The sequence below is a fragment of the Sphingomonas sp. Mn802worker genome (assembly GCF_000382485.1).
GTDB lineage: Bacteria > Pseudomonadota > Alphaproteobacteria > Sphingomonadales > Sphingomonadaceae > Sphingomonas.
This window is the reverse complement of sequence record NZ_AORY01000012.1, coordinates 72,125-97,746: the sequence shown is the minus strand read 5'-3', so window position 1 is coordinate 97,746 and position 25,622 is coordinate 72,125. Positions and strand designations below refer to the sequence as shown.

At 65.2% G+C, this 25,622-nt stretch carries 20 protein-coding genes and 2 tRNA genes; 18 read left to right on the top strand and 4 right to left on the bottom strand.

What is annotated here, in order from left to right; all coding sequences use genetic code 11:
• Positions 1 to 70 precede the first annotated feature (70 nt).
• From gatC to gatB, 3 genes are read left to right on the top strand one after another with little or no spacing between them, the layout of a single operon-like run.
• Entirely contained in the window at positions 71 to 358 is a 288-nt protein-coding gene (gene gatC, locus SMN802W_RS0110445) for an Asp-tRNA(Asn)/Glu-tRNA(Gln) amidotransferase subunit GatC (protein ID WP_026326003.1), read from the top strand.
• Positions 358 to 1,842: an Asp-tRNA(Asn)/Glu-tRNA(Gln) amidotransferase subunit GatA gene (gatA, locus tag SMN802W_RS0110440; RefSeq protein ID WP_019516851.1), complete on the top strand. Its 1,485-nt coding sequence runs from the start codon at positions 358 to 360 to the stop codon at positions 1,840 to 1,842. The genes gatC and gatA overlap by 1 nt, the downstream gene beginning before the upstream one ends.
• A gap of 31 nt (positions 1,843 to 1,873) precedes the next feature.
• Entirely contained in the window at positions 1,874 to 3,340 is a 1,467-nt protein-coding gene (gene gatB, locus SMN802W_RS0110435) for an Asp-tRNA(Asn)/Glu-tRNA(Gln) amidotransferase subunit GatB (RefSeq protein ID WP_019516850.1), read from the top strand.
• 54 nt (positions 3,341 to 3,394) lie between these two features.
• Here gatB and SMN802W_RS0110430 read toward each other — a convergent pair whose 3' ends face one another.
• A complete protein-coding gene (locus tag SMN802W_RS0110430) occupies positions 3,395 to 3,598 on the bottom strand; it encodes a hypothetical protein (RefSeq protein WP_019516849.1) in 204 nt (67 codons plus the stop codon).
• A gap of 7 nt (positions 3,599 to 3,605) precedes the next feature.
• Positions 3,606 to 3,770: a hypothetical protein gene (locus SMN802W_RS18585; RefSeq protein WP_019516848.1), complete on the bottom strand. Its 165-nt coding sequence runs from the start codon at positions 3,768 to 3,770 to the stop codon at positions 3,606 to 3,608.
• Between the two features lie 109 nt (positions 3,771 to 3,879).
• Between SMN802W_RS18585 and SMN802W_RS0110420 the strand changes: the two genes are divergently transcribed.
• The 7 genes from SMN802W_RS0110420 to SMN802W_RS0110390 all read left to right on the top strand — a co-directional run bounded on the left by SMN802W_RS0110420 (position 3,880) and on the right by SMN802W_RS0110390 (position 10,504).
• Positions 3,880 to 3,964, top strand: a tRNA-Leu gene (locus SMN802W_RS0110420).
• Between the two features lie 60 nt (positions 3,965 to 4,024).
• Entirely contained in the window at positions 4,025 to 5,713 is a 1,689-nt protein-coding gene (gene tig, locus SMN802W_RS0110415; protein ID WP_019516847.1) for a trigger factor, read from the top strand.
• Between the two features lie 69 nt (positions 5,714 to 5,782).
• Positions 5,783 to 6,760 (top strand): glycosyltransferase, encoded by a 978-nt coding sequence (locus SMN802W_RS0110410; RefSeq protein ID WP_019516846.1) that lies wholly within the window; start codon positions 5,783 to 5,785, stop codon positions 6,758 to 6,760.
• Positions 6,761 to 6,840: 80 nt separating this feature from the next.
• Positions 6,841 to 7,530 (top strand): ATP-dependent Clp protease proteolytic subunit, encoded by a 690-nt coding sequence (locus SMN802W_RS0110405; protein ID WP_019516845.1) that lies wholly within the window; start codon positions 6,841 to 6,843, stop codon positions 7,528 to 7,530.
• Positions 7,531 to 7,624: 94 nt separating this feature from the next.
• Positions 7,625 to 8,893 (top strand): ATP-dependent Clp protease ATP-binding subunit ClpX, encoded by a 1,269-nt coding sequence (gene clpX, locus SMN802W_RS0110400; protein WP_019516844.1) that lies wholly within the window; start codon positions 7,625 to 7,627, stop codon positions 8,891 to 8,893.
• A 130-nt stretch (positions 8,894 to 9,023) separates the two neighbouring features.
• Positions 9,024 to 9,383: a hypothetical protein gene (locus SMN802W_RS18285; RefSeq protein ID WP_019516843.1), complete on the top strand. Its 360-nt coding sequence runs from the start codon at positions 9,024 to 9,026 to the stop codon at positions 9,381 to 9,383.
• A gap of 116 nt (positions 9,384 to 9,499) precedes the next feature.
• A complete protein-coding gene (locus SMN802W_RS0110390) occupies positions 9,500 to 10,504 on the top strand; it encodes a calcium:proton antiporter (RefSeq protein ID WP_019516842.1) in 1,005 nt (334 codons plus the stop codon).
• 258 nt (positions 10,505 to 10,762) lie between these two features.
• On the opposite strand, the gene SMN802W_RS0110380 is transcribed toward SMN802W_RS0110390, so the two are convergent.
• Positions 10,763 to 12,478, bottom strand: coding sequence for a M1 family metallopeptidase (locus tag SMN802W_RS0110380; RefSeq protein ID WP_026326001.1), 1,716 nt, complete (start codon positions 12,476 to 12,478; stop codon positions 10,763 to 10,765).
• Between the two features lie 524 nt (positions 12,479 to 13,002).
• Here SMN802W_RS0110380 and lon point away from each other — a divergent pair.
• The 6 genes from lon (at position 13,003) to SMN802W_RS0110350 (ending at position 21,724) form a co-directional block, all read left to right on the top strand.
• Positions 13,003 to 15,399 carry an endopeptidase La gene (gene lon / locus SMN802W_RS0110375; protein WP_019516839.1) on the top strand — a complete coding sequence of 799 codons (2,397 nt, stop codon included), beginning with the start codon at positions 13,003 to 13,005 and terminating at the stop codon, positions 15,397 to 15,399.
• Positions 15,400 to 15,609: 210 nt separating this feature from the next.
• On the top strand, positions 15,610 to 15,891 hold the full coding sequence (locus tag SMN802W_RS0110370) for an HU family DNA-binding protein (RefSeq protein ID WP_019516838.1): 282 nt from the start codon (positions 15,610 to 15,612) through the stop codon (positions 15,889 to 15,891).
• A gap of 77 nt (positions 15,892 to 15,968) precedes the next feature.
• Positions 15,969 to 16,043: transfer RNA gene (locus tag SMN802W_RS0110365), tRNA-Val, on the top strand.
• Between the two features lie 118 nt (positions 16,044 to 16,161).
• Positions 16,162 to 17,145 carry an NADP-dependent oxidoreductase gene (locus SMN802W_RS0110360; protein WP_019516837.1) on the top strand — a complete coding sequence of 328 codons (984 nt, stop codon included), beginning with the start codon at positions 16,162 to 16,164 and terminating at the stop codon, positions 17,143 to 17,145.
• A gap of 178 nt (positions 17,146 to 17,323) precedes the next feature.
• The gene (locus tag SMN802W_RS0110355) at positions 17,324 to 18,916 is read left to right on the top strand and encodes a hypothetical protein (RefSeq protein WP_019516836.1); all 1,593 of its coding nucleotides are present in this window, start codon (positions 17,324 to 17,326) and stop codon (positions 18,914 to 18,916) included.
• A gap of 75 nt (positions 18,917 to 18,991) precedes the next feature.
• Complete coding sequence (locus tag SMN802W_RS0110350; protein ID WP_026325999.1) at positions 18,992 to 21,724, top strand: TonB-dependent receptor domain-containing protein; 2,733 nt, start codon at positions 18,992 to 18,994, stop codon at positions 21,722 to 21,724.
• Between the two features lie 58 nt (positions 21,725 to 21,782).
• Here the strand turns inward: SMN802W_RS0110350 and SMN802W_RS0110345 are convergent, their stop codons facing one another.
• Entirely contained in the window at positions 21,783 to 22,412 is a 630-nt protein-coding gene (locus SMN802W_RS0110345; protein ID WP_019516834.1) for a prolyl hydroxylase family protein, read from the bottom strand.
• Positions 22,413 to 22,532: 120 nt separating this feature from the next.
• Here SMN802W_RS0110345 and SMN802W_RS0110340 point away from each other — a divergent pair, with 120 nt between their 5' ends.
• Complete coding sequence (locus SMN802W_RS0110340; RefSeq protein WP_026325997.1) at positions 22,533 to 23,333, top strand: type II secretion system protein N; 801 nt, start codon at positions 22,533 to 22,535, stop codon at positions 23,331 to 23,333.
• Complete coding sequence (gspD, locus tag SMN802W_RS0110335; RefSeq protein ID WP_026325996.1) at positions 23,333 to 25,573, top strand: type II secretion system secretin GspD; 2,241 nt, start codon at positions 23,333 to 23,335, stop codon at positions 25,571 to 25,573. The genes SMN802W_RS0110340 and gspD overlap by 1 nt, the downstream gene beginning before the upstream one ends.
• Positions 25,574 to 25,622 lie beyond the last annotated feature (49 nt).

Here is a 25,622-nt window from a genome sequence, read left to right as displayed (position 1 = left end):
GCCGCAGTGTCCGCCTACGCGCAATCGCCGCAGTTGCGCGTGGGCGCCGGCTGGTGGTAGCGGCGCGGATATGTCCGTAGACACAGCAACCGTTAAGCGTGTGGCCAAGCTTGCGCGGATCGCGATCCGTGACGAAGAGGCCGAGCGTCTCGCACCCGAACTGGGCAATATCCTCGGCTGGATCGAGCAACTGGGCGAGGTCAACACCTCGTCGGTGCAGCCGATGACCGCCGTGATCCCCAACCACCTGCGTCTGCGCGACGATGTGGTGACCGATGGCGGTATCCGCGCAAAGGTGCTCGCCAACGCGCCCGAGGGCGAGCACGGCTTTTTCACGGTTCCGAAGGTGATCGAATAGTGAGCGACCTGACCGACCTGGGTATCCGCCAGATCCGCGACGGCGTGGCGAGCGGCAATTTCTCCGCGCGCGAAGTGGCTGAGGCGTTCAACGCCGCGGTCGCTGCTGCCAAGCCGCTCAACGCCTTCATTGTCGAGACGCCGGAGCACGCGCTCGCCGCTGCCGACAAGGTCGACCAGGCGCGTGCCGCGGGTGAGACCTTGCCAGCGATGGCGGGCGTGCCGATCGGAATGAAGGACCTGTTCTGCACCAACGGCGTGCAGACCACGGCCGCCAGCCATATTCTCGAAGGCTTCAAGCCCGAATATGAGTCGACTGTCTCGCAGAAGCTGTGGGACGCGGGCGCAGGCATGCTCGGCAAGCTGAACCTCGACCAGTTCGCGATGGGGTCGTCGAACGAGACGAGCTATTTCGGCAACGTGGTGAGCCCTTGGCGGCGGAGCGACGGCGGCAATGCGCCGCTCGCTCCCGGCGGATCGTCGGGCGGTAGCGCCGCGGTGGTCGCTGGCCGGATCGCGCCGGGCGCGACGGGTACCGATACCGGCGGCTCGATCCGGCAGCCGGCGGCGTTCGTCGGCATTTCGGGGATCAAGCCGACCTACGGGCGCTGCTCGCGATGGGGCACGATCGCCTTTGCCTCCTCGCTCGATCAGGCGGGACCAATGGCGCGCGACGTGCGCGACTGCGCGATCATGCTGGAGGCGATGAGCGGGTTCGATCGTAAGGACGCGACCTCGCTCGACCTGCCCGTGCCGGCGTGGAGTGCCGGGCTTAACGCCAGTATGGCAGGCAAGCGCGTCGGCATTCCGCGCGAGTACCGCGTCGACAACATGCCCGAGGAGATCGAGGCATTGTGGCAGCAGGGTATCGCCTGGATGAAGGATGCGGGCGCCGAGATCGTCGAGGTCTCGCTGCCGCACACGCGCTATGCGCTGCCGGCTTATTACATCATCGCGCCGGCGGAAGCGTCGTCCAATCTCGCGCGCTACGACGGCGTGCGTTACGGCCAGCGTGACCTGCCAGAGGGCGCGAACCTGCAGGACATGTACGCGGCGACCCGCGCGGCGGGGTTCGGCGACGAGGTGAAGCGGCGTATCCTGATTGGCACCTACGTGCTGTCGGCCGGCTTCTACGACGCATATTTTACGCAGGCATCGAAGGTTCGTGCGCTGATCGCACAGGATTTCGAGCGTGCGTGGGAGCAGTGCGATGTGCTGCTAACCCCGACCGCGCCGTCCGCCGCGTTTGCACTCGGCGAGAAGAGTGCCGATCCGCTGGCGATGTACCTGAATGACGTCTTCACTGTCCCTTCTTCGCTGGCGGGATTGCCGGCAATGAGCGTGCCGGGCGGGCTCGACAAGGCGGGACTGCCCCTCGGGCTTCAGGTGATCGGTCGCGCGCTCGACGAGCAGGGTGTGCTGGACGCAGCGCTCGCGATCGAGGAGCGGGCGGGCTTCACCGCGCGGCCGGAGCGTTGGTGGTGATGCGCAAGGGCGCGGCGTACGTGGAAGCGGAATGACGAACATGGAAACATCCTACCGCATCAAGGGCGCAACCGGTGACTGGGAGGTCGTGATCGGCCTTGAGGTTCATGCGCAGGTCACGAGCAACGCCAAGTTGTTCTCGGGTGCGGCAACTGCGTTCGGCGCAGAGCCGAACAGTCAGGTAAGCCTCGTTGACGCGGCGATGCCCGGCATGCTGCCCGTACCCAACCGCGAGTGCATCCGTCAGGCGGTGCGCACCGGCATGGCGATCGACGCACAAATCAACAAATGGTCGCGGTTCGACCGCAAGAACTATTTTTACGCCGATCTGCCGCAGGGCTATCAGATCAGCCAGCTCTACCATCCGCTGGTCGGTGAGGGCGTGGTCGAGATCGAGGACGATGGGCGCACCAAGACGATCGGGGTCGAGCGCATCCACGTCGAGCAGGACGCAGGCAAGCTGATGCACGATCAGCACCCCACGCGCTCCTACGTCGACCTCAACCGCTCGGGTGTCGCGCTGATGGAGATCGTGTCGAAGCCCGACATGCGCTCTCCGGCCGAGGCGGGCGCGTACCTGACCAAGCTTCGGTCGATCCTTCGCTACGTCGGGTCGTGCGACGGCAACATGGACCAGGGCTCGATGCGCGCCGACGTCAACGTCAGCGTGCGCAAGCCGGGTGACGAATTCGGCACCCGCACCGAGACGAAGAACGTCAACTCCATACGTTTCGTCATGGCGGCGATCGAGCATGAAGGTAAGCGGCAGGTCGCGGTGCTGGAAGACGGCGGCACGATCCAGCAGGAAACCCGGCTGTTCAACCCCGACACCGGCACCACGCGGTCGATGCGGTCGAAGGAAGACGCGCACGACTACCGCTACTTCCCCGATCCCGACCTGTTGCCGCTTGAGTTGGACGATGCGTTCCTAGACGAATGTCGCGCATCGCTGCCCGAGCTGCCGGGTGCCAAGCGCAAGCGGTACGAGGCGCTCGGGATCAGCGCCTATGCCGCCGACGTGATCACCGCCGAGGTCGAGAGCGCGCGCTGGTTCGACGCGTTGCTGGATGCGGGCGCGAAGCCGGTGGCGGCAGCGAACTGGGTGACGAGCGAGCTGTTCGGTGCGCTCAATCGCTTGAGCAAGTCGATTGGCGAGAGCCCGGTGCAGCCGGGGCAGGCGGCGGAGCTGCTCGCGCTGGTGGCTGATGGAACGCTGTCAGGCAGCCTCGCCAAGCAGGTGTTCGAGGCGATGCTTGAGACCGGCGATGCACCCGGCAAGATCGTCGAGGAACGCGGGCTGAAGCAGACTAGCGACACCGGCGCGATCGAGGCGGTGATCGCCGCCGTGCTGGAGAAGAACCCCAAGCAGCTGGAACAGTATCGCGGCGGCAAGGAGGCGCTGTTCGGTTTCTTTGTCGGGCAGACGATGAAGGCGATGGCGGGGAAGGCCAACCCCGCGGTGGTAAACGACCTGCTGAAGAAGGCGCTGGCAGGCTAGCTCGAGTTCAGCATAGCGAAGAGGCGGTCATCATTGTGACCGCCCCTTTTTGGGTTACTGCTGCGTATCGTCTTGGTTCTTTACCTCACCGCCGGTGCCGCTGTTGCCGTCGAACTCTCCGGTGTCGGTGAACATCGCAGGCTCGGGTCCGCCTTCGCCGCGGACGACCGCGTCGCTTCGCGCTTCGACCGCTTGCTGGATGTCCGGGCGATCATCGTCGCGATCGGGGACGGGATCGATGGTCTTCGGTTCGCTCATGATGTCCTCAGATCGTCGGGTTGGCAGGTGCGGGCGTCTCGTTCGGTGCGCCGGGACTGGGCATGTCGATATCGGGTCCGGGCGGTGACACCTCGGGCGGAGGCACGTCGGGCTGCGCGGGCTGGGTCGGCTGGGGCACGTCGGCGGGCAGGTCGCCCGGATTGGTCGCCATGATCTGTTCTCCTTCGGATGCATGAACGCGGGCGGCGAGGGTTCGGTTGCCGCCGCGCTTGCTCCCGCGGTTTCGACGGTATAGAGGCGCGCGACCGACGGTGTCCTGTGCGGGCGTGGCGGAACTGGTAGACGCAGCAGGTTTAGGTCCTGCCATCGCAAGATGTGGGGGTTCGAGTCCCTTCGCCCGCACCAGTCCCGCGCTCGCTGCGCGGGTGCCACCATCTACGATATTCCTAGAAGCGAAGGCGTAACATGCAGACTGTGGAGACGTTGAACGAGGGGCTGAAGCGCGCCTACACCCTCACCATCCCCGCCGCCGACATCGCGAAGAAGGTCGATGCCGAGTTGAAGCGCGTCGCTCCGCAGATCCGCATGCCCGGTTTCCGTCCCGGCAAGGTGCCAGCCAACCTCGTGCGCAAGATGCACGGTCCGGCACTGATGCAGGAAGCGCTCAACACCTCGATCCAGGACGGCGTGCAGTCGCTGATCGCCGAGAAGCAGCTGCGTCCCGCGATCCAGCCCTCGGTCGAGCTGGCCGACGGTTACGAGGAAGGCAAGGATGCCGAGCTCAAGGTCGAGCTGGAAGTGCTGCCGCAGGTGCCGACGCCCGCGATCGATACGCTGAAGCTTGAGCGTCTGACCGTGCCGGTCGCGGATGAGGCGGTCGACGCGCACCTGCAGAAGTTCGCCGACCAGCAGAAGAAGTGGGACGACGCCGGCGACAAGGCGGCCGAGCAAAGCGACCTCGTCACCGTCGATTTCGTCGGCAAGACGCTGGACGGCACGGCCTTCGAGGGCGGCACCGGCGAGGACATGGCGGTCGAGATCGGCTCGGGTCGACTGATTCCCGGCTTCGAGGACCAAGTCGTCGGCGCCAAGGCGGGCGAAGAGCGCCAGATCAAGGTCACCTTCCCCGAGGATTATCCCGCCAAGGAGCTGGCCGGTCAGGACGCGACGTTCGACCTCACGATCAAGTCGGTGAAGACCGCGGGCGAGAGCGTGATCGACGACGAGCTCGCGACCAATCTCGGCCTGGAAAGCCTTGAGCAGCTGCGCGGTCTGCTGAAGGGGCAGATCGAGCAGGAGCATAACGGGCTCACCCGCACGCACATGAAGCGCAAGCTGCTCGACCAGCTGGCGGAGGGTCACGACTTCGAGGTTCCGCCGTCGATGGTCGAGGCTGAGTTCAACCAGATTTGGGCGCAGCTCCAGCATGAAGCGACGCACGAGCCCGACCAGCAGGCGGCACTCAACGAGATGGAGAACGAGCGCGACGATTACCGCAAGATCGCCGAGCGTCGCGTGCGTCTGGGTCTGCTGCTGTCCGAGATCGGTCAGGCCAACGGCGTCGAGGTCAACCAGCAGGAGATGCAGCGCCTGATCATGCAGGCCGCGCAGCAGTATCCGGCCGAGCAGCGCCAGCAGTTCGTTCAGTACGTGCAGCAGGAGCCGATGGCGGCCGCCCAGCTCCGCGCGCCGTTGTACGAGGACAAGGTGGTCGACTTCCTGTTCGACAAGGCCGAGATCACCGATCGCGAGACGACGCGCGAGGAACTGGAAGCCGCGATCGAGAGCGAGGATGGTTTCGCGACCGGCACGCACACGCACGATCACGACAACCACAAGCCGAAGCAGAAGGCCAAGAAGGCCTCGGCCGACGATGCTGTGTCCGAGGCGACTGACGCGAAGCCGGCAAAGAAGAGCGCCAAGAAGCCGGCGGCCAAGGGTGCGGATGCAACAGTCGAGCCGAGCGACAGCGATGTAGCGGCACCGGCGAAGAAGCCACGCGCCAAGAAGGGTGCGCCGGTCGAGGCCGAGACGCAGGTGCTTGAGGCTGATCCTGCCGCGGCTGAGGCAGCGGAAGGGACGCTCGCGGCGGACGAAACCGCGCCTGCTGCGAAGAAGCCGCGCGCGAAGAAGGCACCGAAGACCGAAGCGTGATGTTAATGGGTGGGTGCTAGAAAGTAGCGCTCACCCGCGGCGTCGCTGTGGGCTGCCATTCATCAGTCTATGGCGCCGCCCTGGCGCCGCTCGAACGGGTGCCTTGTGTCGCAATCCAATGCTCCGACGATCGCCGTCCTGCTTCCTTGCTATAACGAGGAGGCCGCGATCGCGCAGACGATCGTCGGATTTAAAGCGGCACTGCCCGACGCCGCGATCTACGTGTACGACAACAACAGCAGTGATCGTACCGTCGAGGTGGCGCGTGCGGCCGGTGCGATCGTGCGAACCGAGCGTATCCAGGGTAAGGGCGCGGTGGTACGACGCATGTTCGCCGATGTCGACGCGGACGTCTACGTGATGGCGGACGGCGACGCGACCTACGATGCCGCCTCCGCGCCCGCGTTGGTCGACCGGCTGTTGAACGAACAACTCGATATGGTGGTGGGCAGCCGCGTTCACGAGGCCGTCGAGGCTTATCGGCGCGGGCACCAGTTCGGCAACGCAATGCTGACCGGCATGCTCGCGCGATTGTTCGGGCGCAGCTTCAGCGACATATTGTCGGGGTATCGCGTGTTCTCGCGGCGGTTTGTGAAGAGCTTTCCGGTGCTGTCGGTCGGCTTCGAGATCGAAACCGAAATCAGCGTTCATGCGCTGGAATTGAAGATGCCGGTGGCCGAGGTGAGCACGCCTTATTTCGCGCGTCCGGAAGGATCTGCATCCAAGCTGTCGACGTACCGCGATGGCTGGCGGATTCTCGGCACGATCGTGACGCTGTACCGGATCGAGCGGCCGTTGTGGTTTTTCGGCGCGCTGGGCGGTCTGCTCGCCCTTCTTGGCGTGATCCTCGCCGTTCCGTTGGCAATCACCTATGCTCACACCGGGCTGGTGCCGCGTGTGCCGACGGCCATCCTGGTAACCGGATTGATGATCATCGCGACATTGGCGTTCTTCGCGGGGCTGATCCTCGACACGGTGGTACGCGGCCGGCGTGAGGTTCGGCGGCTCGCCTATCTGGCGCACGCGGCACCGTATCGGTTGTCTTGACCCCGGCGGCAGCGGTTGGGGCTTGAACAAGCCTGCGCTAGCGCCGATGTTGCTGATCTTCCCTTCAAGAGAGTTCTTCCATGCACAATCCGTTCGACAACGGCGATTTCGCGGGCAAACTAGCGAACGCAGGCGTCGGTATGCAGCAGACGCAGGCCGGGCTGGTTCCGATTGTGATCGAGCAGTCGAACCGCGGCGAGCGCAGCTTCGATATCTTCTCGCGGCTGCTGCGTGAACGTATCGTTTTCGTAACCGGCGGGGTTGAGGACGGCATGGCGTCGCTCATCACCGCGCAGTTGCTGTTCCTTGAATCGGAAAATCCGAAAAAGGACATCTTCATGTACATCAACTCGCCCGGCGGTGTCGTCACGGCTGGAATGGCGATCCATGACACGATGCAGTACATCCGGCCGCGCGTCGGGACGGTGTGCATCGGTCAGGCGGCGTCGATGGGCAGCTTCCTGCTGGCGAGCGGAGAGCCGGGCATGCGCGTCGCGTTGACCAACGCGCGGATCATGATCCACCAGCCGTCGGGCGGCGCCCAGGGTATGGCCTCGGACATCGAGATCCAGGCCAAGGAGATCCTGCGCATCCGCAAGCGGATGAACGAGCTCTACAGCCAGTACACGGGGCAGCCGATCGAGGAGATCGAGCGCCGCATGGATCGTGACACTTTCCTTGAGGCGAACGAGGCGAAGGATTTCGGTCTGATTGACGAGGTATTTGACAAGCGACCGGCGCCTGCCGACGACGTGGCGGCCGCCGCCTGACCGCGTGTCTTACCGTACGGCATTGCCCAATGAACGCGGGGCGGGTTACGATGCCTGCCCCACCACACCGCAGATGTGCGGGAAGGATGATTGAATGACGAAGCTCTCCGGCGGCGACTCCAAGAGCACCCTTTATTGCTCGTTTTGCGGAAAGTCGCAGCACGAGGTGCGCAAGCTGATCGCCGGTCCGACGGTCTTCATCTGCGACGAATGCGTCGAGCTGTGCAACGACATCATCCGCGAGGAGACGAAGTCGGCGCTGGTATCCAAGAAAGATGGCAGTGTCCCGACGCCGCAGGAGATCTGCGATGTGCTCGACGATTACGTCATTGGGCAGAAGCAGGCCAAGCGGGTGCTATCGGTCGCGGTGCATAATCATTACAAGCGGCTGAACCATGGCGCGAAGGGCGCGGACGTCGAGCTTGCCAAGTCGAACATCCTGCTCGTCGGGCCGACCGGCTGCGGGAAGACGCTGCTCGCGCAGACGCTGGCGCGTATCCTCGACGTGCCGTTCACGATGGCCGACGCGACGACGCTGACCGAGGCCGGCTACGTCGGCGAAGATGTCGAGAACATCATCCTCAAGCTGCTGCAGGCGTCCGATTACAACGTCGAGCGCGCTCAGCGCGGCATCGTCTACATTGACGAGATCGACAAGATCAGCCGCAAGGCCGAGAACCCGTCGATCACGCGCGACGTGTCGGGTGAGGGCGTTCAGCAGGCGCTGCTCAAGCTTATGGAGGGCACTACCGCCAGCGTGCCCCCGCAGGGCGGGCGCAAGCATCCGCAGCAGGAGTTCCTGCAGGTCGATACGACCAACATCCTGTTTATCTGCGGCGGTGCGTTCTCTGGACTTGAGAAGATCATCGGTGATCGTTTGCAGGGTAAGTCGATCGGCTTCGGTGCCTATGTTGCCTCGCCGGAGGAGAAGCGTACGGGCGAGATGCTGCGACAGACCGAGCCGGAGGATCTGCTCAAGTTCGGATTGATTCCCGAGTTTGTTGGTCGCCTGCCGGTGATCGCGACACTGGAGGATCTCGACATACCGGCGCTGGTCAAAATCTTGAGTGAGCCGAAAAATGCGCTGGTCAAGCAGTACCAGAAGCTGTTCGAGATGGAGGACACCAAGCTCGGCTTTACCGACGACGCGCTGACCACGGTCGCGAAGAAGGCGATCGAGCGCAAGACGGGCGCGCGCGGGTTGCGCTCGATCCTGGAAGCGATCTTGCTCGACACGATGTTCGATCTGCCGGGAATGGACTCGATCGACGAGGTCATGATCGACAAGGACGTGGTTGAGGGCCGCAAGGAACCAATCCGCGTCTACGCGGAGAAGAAGAAGGTGGCCGACGGCGCCGCCTGACCCCTCCTCCAAGATGTTCAAAGGGCGCTACCGATCTTGTCGGTGGCGCCCTTTCTGTTTGCGGATGCTCTGGCGGGGGAACGAAGGAGCACACGCCCCATTGTCGTAACGAACAACGGGAGCATGGTTCGTGGACGACAATCGTGTGTGGAGTTTCGAGGAAAGCCTGTGGACGGCGAGCGCTGAGCATTACGAGGAGTCAATCGACAACAAGTGCTTGATGGTGCTGCCCGAGCCGCCGTTTGTGCTGAGTGGTCAGCAGGCAATCGAGGCGGTGAAAAAGACGCCGCGATGGGAAAGGGTCGACCTGACGGAGCGGCAGGTCGCGCGACCGCAGGAAGGATTGATCGTCGTCGCCTATCATGTCGCGGCAGCGCGCGGCGACGAACGTTACGCGGCATATTGCACCTCGACCTATCGCTGGCTGTCGCACGAGAACTGGCGGGTCGTGCAGCATCAGCAGATGGTGCCGTTGAAGGTCGGCAATTGAGCCGAGGTGTGCAGGTAGCGCCAAGTTCCGCCTCGTCAGGGGAGCGCCGCGCGCCGACGCTCCCTTGGTGGACGTTGGCCTTCCCTGCGGCAGGGGCGCTGACGATCGCTGTTGGGTTGGCGAAGGCTGGTACGATCGGCACCATCGCGGCGGCGCTGGTACTGTTCGGATGCGTGATCGCGGCCGTTCATCATGCGGAGGTAGTAGCACACCGGGTTGGTGAACCGTTCGGGACGCTGGTGCTGGCGATTGCCGTCACGGTGATCGAAGTATCGCTGATCGTATCACTGATGCTGTCGGATGCGGGTGACGCGTCGACGCTGGCGCGGGACACGGTGTTCGCCGCGATCATGATCATTCTGAACGGTATCGTCGGTATCTGTCTGCTGGTCGGAGGGATCATGCATGGCGAGCAACGGTTCCAGTTGCGCGGGGTGAGTGCGGCCTTGTGCACGCTCGCCTCGCTTGCGGTGCTGACGCTTGCCTTGCCCAATTACACCGTCAGTACGCCGGGGCCGAGCTACACGACCTCGCAGCTGCTGCTGGTCGCGGCCGTCAGCCTGTTGCTCTACGCCGTGTTCGTGATGGTGCAGACGGTGACGCACCGCGGGTATTTCATGCCTGCCGACGATAGCGATGAGGAAGCGCACGCCCCGCCGCCAAGCGATTGCACAGCGTGGACGGCGTTTGGCGCGCTGTTGGCAGCGCTGGTTGTTGTCGTCTTGCTTGCCAAGGCATTGTCGTCGACGGTCGAAAAGGCGGTGCTGAGCGCGGGTCTGCCGCTGGCGATCGTTGGCGTAGTGATCGCGGCACTGGTGCTGGCGCCGGAGAGCCTGGCGGCGGTGCGCGCCGCGCGGCGCAATCGCATTCAGACCAGCCTCAATCTCGCGCTCGGCTCTGCGTTGGCGACCATCGGCCTCACCATTCCCGCGGTGGCGGTCGTGTCGTTGATCATCGGATTGCCGCTGGCGCTCGGCATCGGAGCCAAGAGCATCCTGCTGCTCGCGTTGTCGCTGTTCGTGGCGACGATCTCGCTCGGCACCGGGCGCACGACGGTATTGCAGGGAGCAGTGCACCTCGTGATCTTCGCGACCTATCTGTTCACGACGGTTGTCCCTTAGGGCGAAGACTGGCAGCGAGGGCGATCCCGGCGGCTAGCTGGACGAGGCCGTACATGCGGCGTCGGGTCGGCTTGCCGCCGAAAGGGGACACAAGGGCATCCACAGCTCCCACCTCCGACCGCCACAGATCGACGTGGCGGGTGGGCTGGAGAAGCCCGAGCAAGCCGTCCCCGATCATGAAGACGGCCGCCATCTCGCCCGCTCGTTTCAGGCCAAGGATGGTACTGTCATCGGCGGCGTTGACCGATGTGCGATCATTCATTTGCGTGACCTCTGTTCGTTCGTCCAGGCACGGAACGCTTCAACAGCCCGATTGCGCCGCAACACGCGCGCCTCCGGATCGATGACGAGATGCGCACCGGCAGGCGTGTCGATCGTCGCGACCCCATTAGCCATCGTAAGACGCTGTATCTTGCCGTCGACGCTGATCTCGATCGGCATTGGAAAGGAGGCACCGCCGGGAACCTTCCAGCGGAGTTCGGTGCGGTTGTTCGGAAGCGACGTGGCGACGAGATCGGGCAAGGCGGCGTGCCGCAGATAGGTGTCGAAGAACCAGTCGTAGTTCTTGCCGGTGACCTGATTGACGATCCGCTGATACTCGCGCGTCGAGCCGTAGCGCGGAGTGAAGTTGCCGGGCTTCGGATCGTCACGACCGTAGATTTCTATGCGCATCGCCTTGAAGAAGGCAGCGTCGCCGACCAACCAGCGTAAGGTGTGGAGCATCCACGAGCCCTTGTAGTAGATGTCGGTGCCGGGTCCGCCGAGCTTGGGTTCGTACACCTCTTCCTCGGTCAGCACCTTATCGCGCACGATGGGGTGGTTGCCCGCGATCAGGTTTCGCTGCATGTCGAGCATGACGTGGTAGCGCGCGTCGCCGTCGCGCCAGCGGCCGTAGAGCGGTTGCATGTAGCTGCCGAACCCCTCGTGCAGCCAGTAATCGTCCCAGTTGGCGGCAGTGAGCTGGTTGCCGAACCATTCGTGGCTGAGTTCGTGCTGGAACAGCCAGTCGAACCCTTCGGGTGCCTTGGCGTATTTGTTGCCGTAGGCGTTGATCGTCTGGTGCTCCATGCCCTTGTGCGGGGTTTCGACTACCCCGAGTTTCTCGTCGCCGAAGGGATAGGGGCCGACCGTGGCCTCGAAGAAATCGAGCGTCGGCGCGAATTCGGCAAACAGCGCCTCGGCCTTTGCCTTCTCGCCGGGCAGGTACCAGTAATGGAGCGGGATGGTGTTGCCAAAGCGGCTTTCGTAGCTGCCCGATATCTCCTCGTACGGTCCGACATTGAGGGCGATGGCATAGGTGTTGGGCTGGCGCGCGCGCCAGTTCCAGCGCGTGCGGCCGTCGGGCAGTCGGTCGATGCCGAGCAGGCGACCGTTCGAGGGTGCCTTGAGCCCGGCGGGTATGGTAATGTGGAGGTCGACCGAGCCGGGTTCGCCGGTCGGAAAGTCGAGGCAGGGCCAGAACAGGTCGCAACCATAGCCTTCTGCGGTGGTGGCGAACCAGGTGCGGCCGTCAGGCGTCTTCGACCAGACCATGCCGTCGTCCCATGGAGCGTTGACGGCGACGTGCGGTGTTCCGCCGTAACTGATCCGGGCGACGACCCGTTTTCCGGCGGCAAGCGGGCGGGGCAGCGTGATCGTCAGGCGACCATCGGGGTTGGTCCAGGCGGTACGGGCGAGTGGTCGTCCGTCGATGCTGATCGCGGAGATCGGCAGGTTGTGGTCGAGGTCGATCAGCAATCGGGTGAGGGCTGCGCGGGCGGTGAAGGTGAGCGTAGCAACGCCGTTCAGCGCCTGACGCTCGGGCAGCACCTCGAACGATAGATCAGCGTGGTCGAAGCGGAGAGCGGTCTGTTCAGGCAGTAGCGGCCCGCCCGAACGCTGGGTTTGCTCGGAGATCGGCGGGCTCCCCTTCGACGGTGGGGCGAGAGCCAGCAGGGGTAGGGAGAGCAAGGCGGCAAGCAGGGTGCGGGGCATCGAGTTCTCGGCTGATTGAGCGATTGCAGAAATGACAAGTTGAGGAAGTTGAGATTGGGGGAGGTTTTTGTTTCTTCTCTCAACTTCGTCGGCGGCTTGATACGTGATGACCGCGGCGATGCGTAAGACATTGTCATAGCGCCAGTCTTTCCGGGCGAAGCTGGTCGGCTTCCGCGGTCGCGGCATGATTGATGAGCGCTCGGGGCGGGTGCGAAGTTGACATTGAAGCGGACCTATCCGGGACGCCCCGAGACCCTGCGCTTACTAATAGAAACAGTGCGGCGTGAGCCGGCATGGAGGGGGTTGAGGCGACAACGATCGCGTAAAGCGCGTCGGCCGATGCTCCGACATGCGGCGTCGTGGGGAAGGACGGTACGAATGTGCGCGGCATGAGTGTTCAGCATGACATGCGCTTGGCAGGTAGGACAGCGCGGGCGGTACGCGGCCGCAACGATTGATGGATTTCGCCGGCGCACCATATAGGATCATGAACGTCGCCGCTGTTCGGCGACCCCGGAGTTTTCATGACGCTTACGCTTCCCGTCCTGCCGCTTCGCGATATCGTCGTCTTCCCGCACATGATCGTTCCGCTGTTCGTCGGACGCGACAAGTCGGTGGCGGCGCTGGAAGCGGCGATGGCCGCCGACAAGGAGATTTTCCTCGTCGCGCAGCTTGATCCCGCCAACGACGACCCGACCCGCGACGACCTGTATTCGATGGGCGTCACCGCGAGTGTGCTGCAATTGCTCAAGTTGCCCGATGGCACCGTGCGCGTGCTGGTGGAGGGCAAGCAGCGCGCGACGCTGGAAGCGCTGAACGAGCGCGACGGCTATTTCGCGGCCGACATTGCGCTGATCGAGGACAAGCCGGTCGAGGGGCCAGATGTCGCCGCGCTAATGCGATCGGTGGTCAAGCAGTTCGAGGCTTATGCCAAGCTGCACCGCAAGTTGCCGGCGGAAACCGCTGCGCAGCTGGGCGAGATCACCGAGGCGGCGCTGCTGTCTGACTCGATCGCGGGCAATGTGCAGATCAAGGTGGCTGAGAAGCAGTCGTTGCTGATGGAGACCGATCCGGTCAAGCGGCTGGAGATGTCGTTCGCGCTGATGGAGGGCGAACTGGGCGTCCTGCAGGTCGAGAAGAAGATCAAGAGCCGCGTCAAGCGCCAGATGGAGAAGACGCAGCGCGAGTACTATCTCAACGAGCAGTTGAAGGCGATCCAGCGCGAGCTGGGCAACAGCGACGACGAGAGTAACGGCGACGAGATCGCCGAGCTAACGCAGAAGATCGCGACGCTGAAGCTCAGCAAGGAAGCGCGCGCCAAGGCGACGAGCGAGCTGAAGAAGCTGAAGACCATGGCGCCGATGAGCGCCGAGGCGACGGTCGTGCGCAACTATCTCGACGTCCTGCTCGGCCTACCGTGGGGCAAGCGCAGCAAGATCAAGCGCGATCTGATCGCGGCCGAGGGTGTGCTGAACGAGGACCATTACGCGCTCGACAAGGTCAAGGATCGCATCCTTGAATATCTCGCTGTGCAGGCGCGGACCAACAAGCTGAAGGGGCCGATCCTGTGCCTCGTCGGCCCGCCCGGCGTCGGCAAGACAAGCCTGGGCAAGTCGATCGCCAAGGCGACCGGTCGCGAGTTCATCCGCCAGAGCCTTGGCGGCGTGCGTGACGAGGCCGAAATTCGTGGGCACCGGCGGACCTACATCGGTTCGTTGCCGGGCAAGATTGTCACCAACCTGAAAAAGGCCGGTGCGGCGAACCCGCTGTTCCTGCTCGACGAGATCGACAAGCTGGGTCAGGATTTCCGCGGCGATCCCGCATCCGCGCTGCTGGAAGTGCTCGACCCCGAGCAGAACGCAAAGTTCAACGACCATTACCTCGAGATCGACATCGATCTGTCCGACGTGATGTTCGTCTGTACCGCCAACTCGCTCAACCTGCCGCAGCCGCTGCTCGACCGGATGGAGATCATCCGGCTGGAGGGATATACCGAGGACGAGAAGGTCGAGATCGCCGAGCGGCATCTGGTCGCCAAGCAGATCGAGGCGCATGGGCTGAAGGACGGTGAGTTCACGCTGACGACCGAGGGTCTGCGCGCGCTGATCCAGCGCTACACCCGTGAGGCAGGTGTGCGCACGCTGGAGCGCGAGATCGCCAAGCTGGCGAGAAAGGCGCTGCGGCAGATCCTGGAAGGCAAGGCGACGAGCGTGACGATCACGCCCGACAACCTCGCCGACTATGCCGGGGTGCAGAAGTTCCGCCACGGCCTGTCCGAGCAGGAGGACCAGATCGGCGCGGTGACCGGGCTTGCCTGGACCGAGGTCGGCGGCGAACTCCTGTCGATCGAGAGCGTGACCGTGCCGGGCAAGGGCCAGGCCAAGGTGACCGGCAAGCTGGGCGACGTGATGAAAGAGTCGGTGCAGGCCGCCTACAGCTTCGTGCAGGCACGCGCGCCGTCGTTCGGGATCAAGCCGAGCCTGTTCCACCGCAAGGACATCCACATCCACCTGCCCGAGGGCGCGGTGCCGAAGGACGGGCCGAGCGCGGGTATCGGCATGGTGACCGCGATCGTCTCGACGCTGACCGGCGTGCCGGTCAGGTGCGACGTGGCGATGACGGGCGAGGTGACGCTGCGCGGGCGTGTGCTGCCGATCGGGGGCTTGAAGGAGAAACTGCTCGCCGCCCTTCGCGGTGGCATTACGACGGTGCTGATCCCGCAGGAGAATGAGAAGGATCTGGCGGAGATCCCCGCGAACGTGAAGGCAGGACTGAAGATCATTCCCGTGTCGCACGTCGACGAGGTGCTGCGGCTCGCATTGACCGCGCCGCTGGAGGCCATTGATTGGACCGAGGCGGACGAGCTCGCCGCACTGCCGCCCGCGCCGATCATGCCGGTGGGTGCGGAGGTGCACCACTGAGGTGATGGTTACATGGCCGTAATGACGTAGCCGCCACGGTGCGACCGTGGTAGCGGAACAACAGGCCGTCGCGCATCGGGACCGAGGCGCGGCGGTTTCGTTTGACTCGGATCGGGGCTGCGCCCTTACTGGGGAGATGCGGTTCGTCGCGGGCGAATCCGCACGCCATTTGTACTGCAACACCGAAGCGTAACACGGGGGTTCTCGGGGATGAACAAGCAGGAATTGATCGCGCAGGTCGCGACCAGCGCAGGGCTGGGCAAGGCCGAGGCGGTACGCGCGGTTGAGGCGGTGTTCGACACGATCTCGACCTGCCTGAAGAAGGGCGAGGAAGTGCGGCTGGTCGGGTTCGGCACCTTTGCTGTCAGCAAGCGCAAGGCATCGACCGGTCGCAACCCGCGCACCGGCGAGCCGATGACGATCGAGGCGAGCACGCAGCCCAAGTTCAAGGCGGGCAAGGTGTTGAAGGACTCGCTCAACGTCGCAAAGTGAGCGCGGTTCTTGGACGAGCGCTTTTGCGCTGGACAGGCCGGTGGTGCTTGCCTAAACGCGCCGCTCCGACACGGGTCGGGCGCGTAGCTCAGCGGTAGAGCACACCCTTCACACGGGTGGGGTCACAGGTTCAATCCCTGTCGCGCCCACCATTCCAGGCCCGCAGCCAGCGATGGCGGCGGGCCTTGTCGTATCTGCGGTCGGTCGGCGCGGGATCGCTCACGATTGTCGTCCGTTGGCGCTGTCCGAACCAGCGGAGCACGACACGCCATGACCGACCAGACGCCCAGCCAGACCGTGGCTGACCAGCACCAGCCGCTTGTTGCCAACCGCACCGTGTGGGTCGACCGGTTCGGCGACCTGGACGTGATCGCGCTGTCCGAGCGGCCGGTGCCGCAGGCGGTCGACGACGAGGTGCTGGTGCGTGTTGCGGCGGCGAGCGTGAACCCGGTCGACTGGAAGACCGCGGCGGGCGACTATCCGCCCAAGGGAGCGGATCAGCTGCCGTTCGCGCTCGGGCGGGACCTGTCGGGTCGGATCGAGGCGCTGGGGACACGCGCGCACAACATGCTGAGCGTCGGCGACCGCGTGATGGCCTTCATCGGCCAGGATCGCGGTGCGCAGGCCGATTACGTGGTGGTCAAGGCAGTCGAGCTGGTGGCGACGCCCGCGGGGGTGGACGATGCGACAGCGGCAGCCTTGCCGCTGGCGGCGATAACGGCGTGGCAGGGATTGTTCGATCACGGGCGGCTGGAGGCCGGGCAGCGCGTGCTGATCCATGGTGCGGCCGGCGGGGTCGGGCATCTGGCGGTGCAGTTCGCGGTGTGGAAGGGCGCGACCGTCTTCGGAACCGCCGGCGCGCGCGACCTTGATTATGTCCGCTCGCTGGGTGTCGCGCGCGCGATTAATTACGAGCGCGAGCGGTTCGAGGATCATGCGACCGACCTCGACCTCGTGTTTGACACGCAGGGCGGGGAAACGCAGGCACGGTCTTTCGCCGTGTTGAAGAAGGGCGGGACGATGGTGTCGACGCTTGAGCCCGACGAGGCGAAGGGCCACGAGATGGGGATCCGCACGGTGCCGCGCTGGCATGCCGAGCCGAACGGGGCGCAGCTGGCGGAGGTCGTAGACTTGGTAGCGGCGGGGACGATCAAGGTGGCGGTCGACCGGACGTTCGCGTTCGACCGAGTGCGCGAGGCCTATGCCTACACGCGCGACGAGCATCCGCGCGGGAAGGTCGTGCTCACGATGTAGTCGCGCGCGGCCGGCGGGCGCATTGTCACGAAACCGAAATGCCGGCGTCACTCCACTGTCTTTGAACATCCATGCCGCTGTCATCCACCACGCCTAGCGCGGGGTGGAGGCCGGCACGGGGGATCGAGTCGGCCGGGCGCCCAACACGCGCCCGTCATCAACGGTTCGGGAGTGTTCAATGCAGAACTTCAAGCGCGCTTCGCTTATGCTCATGCTCGGCTGCGCCACCGCGGCGCTGAGCGCGTGCGGTGCCGACGACATCGCCTCGCCGGGCGAGGGCGTGATCGTGCTGCCGTCGCCGACGCCCGCGCCTGCTCCCACGCCGACCCCGACGCCGGGCACCGGCGCCGGGCTCGTCACCGCGGCGGCGAGCTGCCCGACGATCGCGGGTCCGAACGCGCTGGTCGATCGCGGCACGATCTCCGGCCCGACCGGCACGTACCGCAACTGCGCGCTGCCGGCTCGCTTTACCGCCTCGACGCAGCTGGCGAAGGCGACGGGCGTGATCTACTCGCTCGACGGTCGCGTCGATGTCGGCACCGACCAAGGCCCGACCTCGACCGGTTACCAAGTCACGCTGGGCATCGATCCGGGCGTGATCGTGTTCGCCTCGACCGGCACCGCGTTCCTGGCGGTCAACCGCGGTAACCAGATCAATGCGGTCGGCACCCCGACACAGCCGATCATCTTCACCAGCCGCGCCAACGTCGTCGGCACCAATGACGCGACGTCGCAGGGCCAATGGGGCGGCGTCGTGCTGCTCGGCCGCGCGCCGATCACCGACTGTTCGGAGCCGACCGCGACGCCGGGCAGCGCGAACTGCTCGCGCGATACAGAGGGCACGTCGGGCGCGCTCTACGGCGGTGCGCAGCCGACCGACAGCTCGGGCCGGATGAGCTACACGCAGATCCGCTACTCGGGTTACGCGCTGGCGCCCGATCGCGAGCTCCAGTCGCTGACGCCGTCGGGTGTCGGATCGGGCACGCAGATCGACCATTTCCAGTCGGTCAATTCGTCCGACGACGGCATTGAGGTGTTCGGCGGGCGTCCGAACATGAACTACCTCGTCATCTCGGGCGCGGACGACGACTCGCTCGACACGGACGTGGGCTACAAGGGCTTCATCCAGTACGTGATCGCGATCCAGCGGCCGGGTGGCAGCTCGGGCGACGCGATGATCGAGCACGACTCGAACGGCAACGAGGACGCGACCCCGCGCTCCAACGTGCGGTTGGCAAACTTCACCTTCATCCACCATTCGAAGATCGGTTCGGACGCAGCGGTGATGCTGTTCCGCGGTGGCGCGGACTACTCGCTCTACAACGGCGTGGTGGTGAGCGACTCGGGGCTGCCGTGCGTCCGCATCAACAGCGCGACGACGATCGCGGCAGCGAACGCTGCGACCGACAAGGCGGGGCCGCCGAGCTTCACCTCGGTGCTGCTGTCGGGCTGCAACCCGGCGTTCAGCGGCACCGGCGGCGTGTCGAACGATCAGGTCGCGGCGATCTTCAACGGCGGGCGCAACAACAATGCGGCGTTCACCTCAACGCTGACGAGCACGTTCATCAACGGGAGCGGTGAGACGGCGGCGACCGCGGTCGATCCGTCGAGCGCGAGCGTGGTCAACTCGGGCGGCTTCTTCCAGTCGGCGCCGTATGTCGGCGCGGTCCGCAATGCGAGCGACACCTGGTACCGCAACTGGACCTGCAACCTCAGCTACGCCGATTTCGGCAGCTCGAACGGTTCCTGCCTGAGCTTGCCGACCACCTGAGACCCGCGGGTCACACAAGGGAGCGGCAGCGATGCCGTCCCCTGATTCGCATCTGAGGATTTTGGGGGAATGAAGATGTCCAAGCGGCTGCCGATGGCGAGCGCCCTGTTGTTGACCACGTGCCTGTTCACGCAGCCCGCCTTCGCGCAGGCGGGTGGATCGAACACGCCGACCACCGCCGCGCCGGGTGCGACGCCGTCGAGCCCGTCGGGCAACCCGACGCAGGACGAGGCGGAGACGGGCCCGGAGGATGAGAATGGGGCGCCGCAGGTGTCGATCCCAGGTGGCGGCGGCGACATCGTCGTTGTTGGGCGAGCGCGCGCCAACGCGGTGCAGAACGCGCCGCAGGTCATCTCGGTATTGTCGACCGAGGATATCGCGCGAACCGGCGAAGGTGACATCGCGGGCGCGTTGCAACGCGTGACCGGCCTGTCGGTGGTCGGCAGCGGGTTCGTCTACGTCCGCGGTCTGGGCGACCGTTACAGCCTTGCGCTACTCAACGGATCGCCACTGCCGAGCCCCGAGCCGCTGCGCCGTGTCGTGCCGCTCGACATCTTTCCGACCGACGTGATCGCGTCGAGCCTGGTGCAGAAAAGCTATTCGGCCAATTTCCCCGGCGAGTTCGGTGGCGGCGTCATCAACCTGACGACCAAGACGACGCCCGACGAGCCGTTCCTGACCGTGTCCGGGTCGGTCAGCGGCGACAGCTACACGACCGGGCGGCTGGGCTATGTCTATTACGGCAGCCCGAGCGACTGGACCGGGTTCGACAACGGTACGCGTGACGTGCCCGGACCGCTGAAGGCCGCGCTCAACAGCGGATCGCCGATCGGCGAGAATGCGACCTTTACGCGTGCGCAACTGGGCGAGATCGCGACCAGCCTGGTCAATTCGCGCACCTCGGTGTTGCAGACGCAGTATCAGATGCCGGTCAATTTCGCCGGTAATCTGACCGGAGGCACGAGTTTCGACGTGGGCGGCCTGCGGCTCGGCGTGCTGGCCTCGGCCGGGATCGGCAACACGTGGCGCACGCGCCAGACGTTGCAGCAATTCGCCAACGGCGTCGGCAATGCCGGCACGCTGCAGAACAGCTTCAACCGCGTCATCACCGACAATCGCGTGGTGGTGAACGGCCTGCTCGGCATCAATGCCGAGTTCGGCGACAACGTGATCCGGTGGACCAACCTGTACGTGCGCGACACGATCAAGCAGGCGCGGCTGGGCGTCGGCTTCGACCTCGACCGGGCGGGGCAGGACCTGCTGCTCCAGAACACCGGATGGTACGAGCGGCAATTGATCGACACGCAGCTGACCGGCGAGTTCAAGCCAACCGACGATTTGAAGGTCGAGCTGCGCGGCAGCTACGCCAACTCGCAGCGCGAGGCGCCGTATGAGCGCGAGTTCCTGTACGTGCGCACCAACCTGCCGTTCGATCCGATCGGCAACAAGTACACCAACAATTTGGGCACAGGCGGCAAGGGCGGCGCCAGCGTCGCGTTCAGCGACCTGAACGAGGATCTGTGGTCGGGCGGCGCAGACCTGGTCTATTCGCTGACTGGCGGGATCAAGCTAGGCGTGGGTTACGCCTACACCGACACCAAGCGTACCTCGACCCGGCGCGCGATCAGCTTCCTCGCCAACTCGCTGCCGATCCCGGTCCAGCAGCTGCGCCCGGACTATCTGCTCGCCGACCAGACGATCCAGGCGTACGGCATCTACTTGCAGGAGACGACCGCGCAGGACGGCACGGCGGCGTTCGACGCGGCGCTTCGTACCCATGCGGGCTACGGCCAGGTGATCGCGCAGCTGACCCCGGCGCTGAACGTGACAGCCGGCGTGCGGTATGAGACCGCGAAGCAGACGGTTGATGCGGTCGACCTCTTCAACACCGGGTTGCCGGGCTTGGCGGGGCAGCTGAACACGCGGCTCAACAAGGATTACTGGCTGCCGTCGCTGACGGTCACCTACGAATTGCAGCCGGGGATGCAGCTGCGTGCGAGCGGATCGAAGACGATCGCGCGGCCGCAGTTCCGCGAGCTGATCAGCCAAGTCTATATCGACACCGACACCAACCGCCTGTTCCGCGGCAACAATTCGCTGGTCGACAGCCAGCTGTACAATGCCGAAGCGCGCTACGAATGGTTCTTCGGACGCGACCAGCGCTTCACGCTGGCGGGGTTCTACAAGAAGATCGACAAGCCGATCGAGACCTATTCCGCGATCGTCGGACAGGTGCAGACGAGCTTCGCGACCGCACCCGAGGCGCAATTGTACGGTGCCGAGGTCGAGGTGCAGAAATACTTTCCGCTTGCAGGTCTGGGCGGTGAGTTCTGGTCAGCGCGGCGCTTGCTGGCGATCGCCAACTATACCTGGACGCAATCGAAGCTGAAGGTGCAGGACGGCGACCAGACGATCATCAACGGGGTGTCGCGCGACGCGAACCTGTTCTTCCGCGACGGCGCGCCGCTGACGGGCCAGTCGGACCATCTGGTCAACCTGCAACTCGGGCTGGAGGACACCGATCATCTGTCGCAGCAGACGTTCCTGCTCAACTACGCATCGAAGCGGGTAACGACGCGCGGGCCGAACGCGCAGCCCGACGTGTACGAATATCCGGGTTTCCGGCTCGACTTCGTGGCGCGCGAGGGTGTTCGAATCGCGGGCGTGGAGACCGAGATCAAGTTCGAGGCGCGCAACATCACCGCGACGCCGTACAAGGAGTACCAGCAGTTCGACGCGCAGCGCATCTACTACAACCGCTACGATCTTGGCGCTTCGGTGTCGCTGGGGTTGGGCGTGAAGTTCTGACGATCGGGAGCGGGGGTCGTCGCGGCACCCGCTCTCCCTCACCGCGAGCGACAGAGGCTTACCAGCCCCACGGGCGTTCGCGGTACCATTTGGTGATGACGTATTTGGTGCCGGCGCGCACCTTCATGCCGTGGTGGATCGTCGCGGGGTTGAGCGAGCCGTCGGGGCGGTGATTGTTCCAGCAGACGAGCTTGCCCGTCTCCGGCTGGATCGTCTTGTCGACTGCCTTGAACCGCGTCGCGCCGCCCGCCTCGGGTTCGTTGAGATAGACCATCGCGGTCCAGGTGCGATTGCCCGCAACCGAGCAATAGCGCGCGAAGTCGACGCCGTTCGGCTCGAAATAGTCCGTGTGCGCCTTGAACTCCTGACCGACTGCGTAGCGTTGTCCCTGTAGCGGCTCGCCGTGGAACGGATCGAGGCCGGTTAAGGCGGCGAGCGCGTCATCCACTCGTGCGACGAGCGGGTCGACGGCGGGCAGGTCGCACGTCTCGCTGGTGCGGAATGCATTGTCGCCGTTATGGTCCGAGATGGTCGAGGGTCGGCGTTCGGCATCGATCATCGCGCAGAGTGCTTCGCAGGTGTCGGCGTCGAGGAAGCCGCGCTGGACGAACAGCGTCAGCTTGGGGCTGGGCAGTTTCTGGATGCCGGGCTGCTGGGCGAGATGGGCGGTGATCGCGTCGGTGGCCATGACGGTTCCTGTAGCGCGGCCGGGCGGCGCGTCCCAACACCAGAATTATTACACAAGCCTGCAACGGCGCTGTAACATCGCGGACCTAGCGCCAGTCGGGCGGGGAGTTGGCCAAAGCGCATGCGATTGAAGTTCGACGCCCGTGCGCGGGCGATCCTGCGGCGGATACCCGTAATGAACGTCTATTCGGCCGCCGAGATCGCGCTGCTGGGCGTGCTGGCGGTGCAGTGTGCGCGGCTGGTGTGGACGGTGGTGACGCCGATCGCGCCGCTGGGCGCGTGGGCCCCGGCAGGGCCGGTGCTGCCGGGCGATCCGGCGGGCGTGTTCGCGAGCTTCGATCCGTTCTACCGGGTGAGCGGGGTTCAGACCAAGGCGGCGGCGGTCACCTCGTTGCAACTGACGCTGTTCGGCACGCGGATCGATGAGGCGCAAGGGCGAGGATCGGCGATCATCGCAGGGCCGGACGGAGTGCAGAAGAGCGTGAGCGTAGGTGAGGAAGTGGCGCCGGGCGTGGTGTTGAAATCGGTGGCGTTCGATCACGTGACGCTTGATCGCGGCGGTGCGAGCGAGGACCTGTTCCTGCCGCAGGGCGAGGGGATGAGCGCACCGGTGGCGGCACCCACCGCCGGGGCAGCGGCACCGGCGGCCGGCGGCGCGTCGCTGGCCGACCTGCGTGCCGACGTGTCGGCGATCCCGCGGATCGACAAGGGGGCGATCAACGGGCTGACGCTGCGCGGGCAGGGCAAGGGCGTGTTCCAGGCGGCGGGATTGCAGGATGGCGACGTGCTGACCGCGATCAACGGGCGACCGATCACCGGCGTGGCGGACCTGGAGCAACTGGCGAAGGGCGGCGCGACGGGAGTGACGATCGAGCGCGGGGGGCAGTCGCTGCCGGTCACGCTGCCCGGAGGGGTGCGATGATGCGGCGGGTCGTGGCGGCTGCGCTACTGGCATCCTGCGCGCTCTCCGCCGCGCCGGTTGTGGCGCAGACGACGCTGAACGTGCGTGATGCCGATATCCGCGCGTTCATCGCCGACGCGGCGAAGGTCACCGGGCGCACGTTCATCATCGACAATCGCGTACAGGGCAAGGTCACGGTGGTGACCGACCGGCCGCTGTCGCGCTCCGAGTATTTCGAGGTGTTCCTGTCCACGCTGCGCGCGAACGGACTGGTCGCGATCCCGACCGCGAACGGCGCGCTGCGCGTTCAGCCGATCGACAATGCGGCGAGCCAGCCGGGGCGGATCGGCCTGCGCGGTGCGGCGCGCAACCAGCTGGTGACCGAGATCATCCGGCTGCGCTCGACCGATGCGACGCAGGCGGTCGACACGGTGCGCCCGCTGGTGAGCGCGCAAGGGTCAGTGACCGCGAACCGCGGTGGCAACAGTTTGGTTGTGGTCGATTTCGCCGACAACGTGCGCCGTGTGCGCGAGGTGATCCGGCGGATCGACACCGATGTCGCCTCGACGCGGATCGTGGCGCTGAGGAACGCCAACGCGAAGGAGGTCGCGACCGCGCTGACGCAGTTGATCGGCGGCGGCGCGGGTGGCGGCGGCGGGCAGCCAGGTGCAGCAACGCCGGGTGGCGCGTCGGCGGTGGCGATCGAGAGTTCGAACGCAGTCGCGTTGCGCGGTGATCCGTCGACGGTGGCACGGCTGGTTGCGGTCGCACGCGACCTCGACACACGCGCGCGCAACGCCAACGAGATCAAGGTCGTGTTCCTGGAGAATGCCGACGCCGCGCAATTGTTGCCGGTGCTCCAGCAACTGGTCGGGCAGCAACCCGATGCGATCCAGGAACAGGCGCTCAGCCGCGCGAACTTCGGCGCGAGCAGCACCGGGCCGACCACGGGCGGGGCGATCAGCCAGCAGTCGAATTCATCGAACTTCCGCCAGTCGACCGCGCAGCAGAGCACCACGACGACACAATCGGGCAGTCAGCCGCAACAGGCGGCAATCACGGGGCAGGGCGGGCGCACCGCGGCGGTGGTCACGCGCTTCGCCGGCGCAAACGCGATCGTGATCGCTGCGCCGGGCGACATCCAGCGGCAATTGGCCGAGGTGATCGACAAGCTTGATACAAGGCGCGAGCAGGTGCTGGTCGAAGCGATCGTGGCGGAGGTGTCGGACACGACGGTCAACCGGCTGGGCGCGCAGTTCATCCTCGGCAATCTGTCGGGCGGGGCGTTCGGCGCATCGACCTTCTCCAACTCGGCGCCCAACATTCTGCAGATCGCGGGTGCGATCGGCGCTCGACAGCTGGGGACGACGACCACCGTCACGCGCAACACCGACGGCAGCACGACGACGACCACCGACAGCAGTTCGAGCGACCAGCTGACGCAATCGGCGATCAACTCGATCCTGGGGTCGACCGGCGGGTTCGGCGGATTCGGCGGGACGATCGGGAGCACGTTGTTCGGCGCGATCATCAATGCGGTGAAGAGCGACAATCAGTCGAACTTGTTGCAGGTCCCGCACATCATGACGCTGGACAATCAGGAAGCGCACAGCCTGGTCGGGCAGGAGATCCCGATCACGACGGGACAGGCGCTGTCGAACGATTTCAACAACACGTTCCGCACCACGCAGCGGCAGAATGTCGGCATCGGGCTGGACGTGCGGCCGCAGGTAAATTCGTCGGGTACGATCAAGCTCAACCTGCATATCGAGGTCAGCTCGATCGCGGGACCGGTGTCGAGCGACAATTCGGACCTGATCCTCAACAAGCGCGAGGTCGAGACGGTGCTGACCGTCGATGACGGCGCGATCGGCGTGATCGGGGGATTGCTGAGCGACGAGGAGCGGCGGACAATCGAGAAGATACCGCTGCTGGGCGACATTCCGGTGCTGGGCAACCTGTTCAAGTCGAAGGCGAAGTCGCGGTCGAAGACCAACCTGATGATCTTCATCCGCCCGACAGTGATCCGCTCGGCCGCGGACAATCGCCGTGTGACCGAGCAACGCTACGGTTACCTGCGCTTGCAGCAGGGATTGCAGGACCCGGCGGCCGAGCCGTCGATCGACGCGCTGGTGCGCGACTACATGGGTGCAGCACCGCCGATCCCACCCGCCGGTCAGCCCGGCAGCATCGAGGACCCGCGCGTCGGCGTGCCGGTCTATCGCAATTCGGTAACGACGATCCCGGCGCGGCCGAAATGATCCGCACCGGCGCCGAGGTGCTGATCGATTCGGCGCTGTCGAGCGGCGT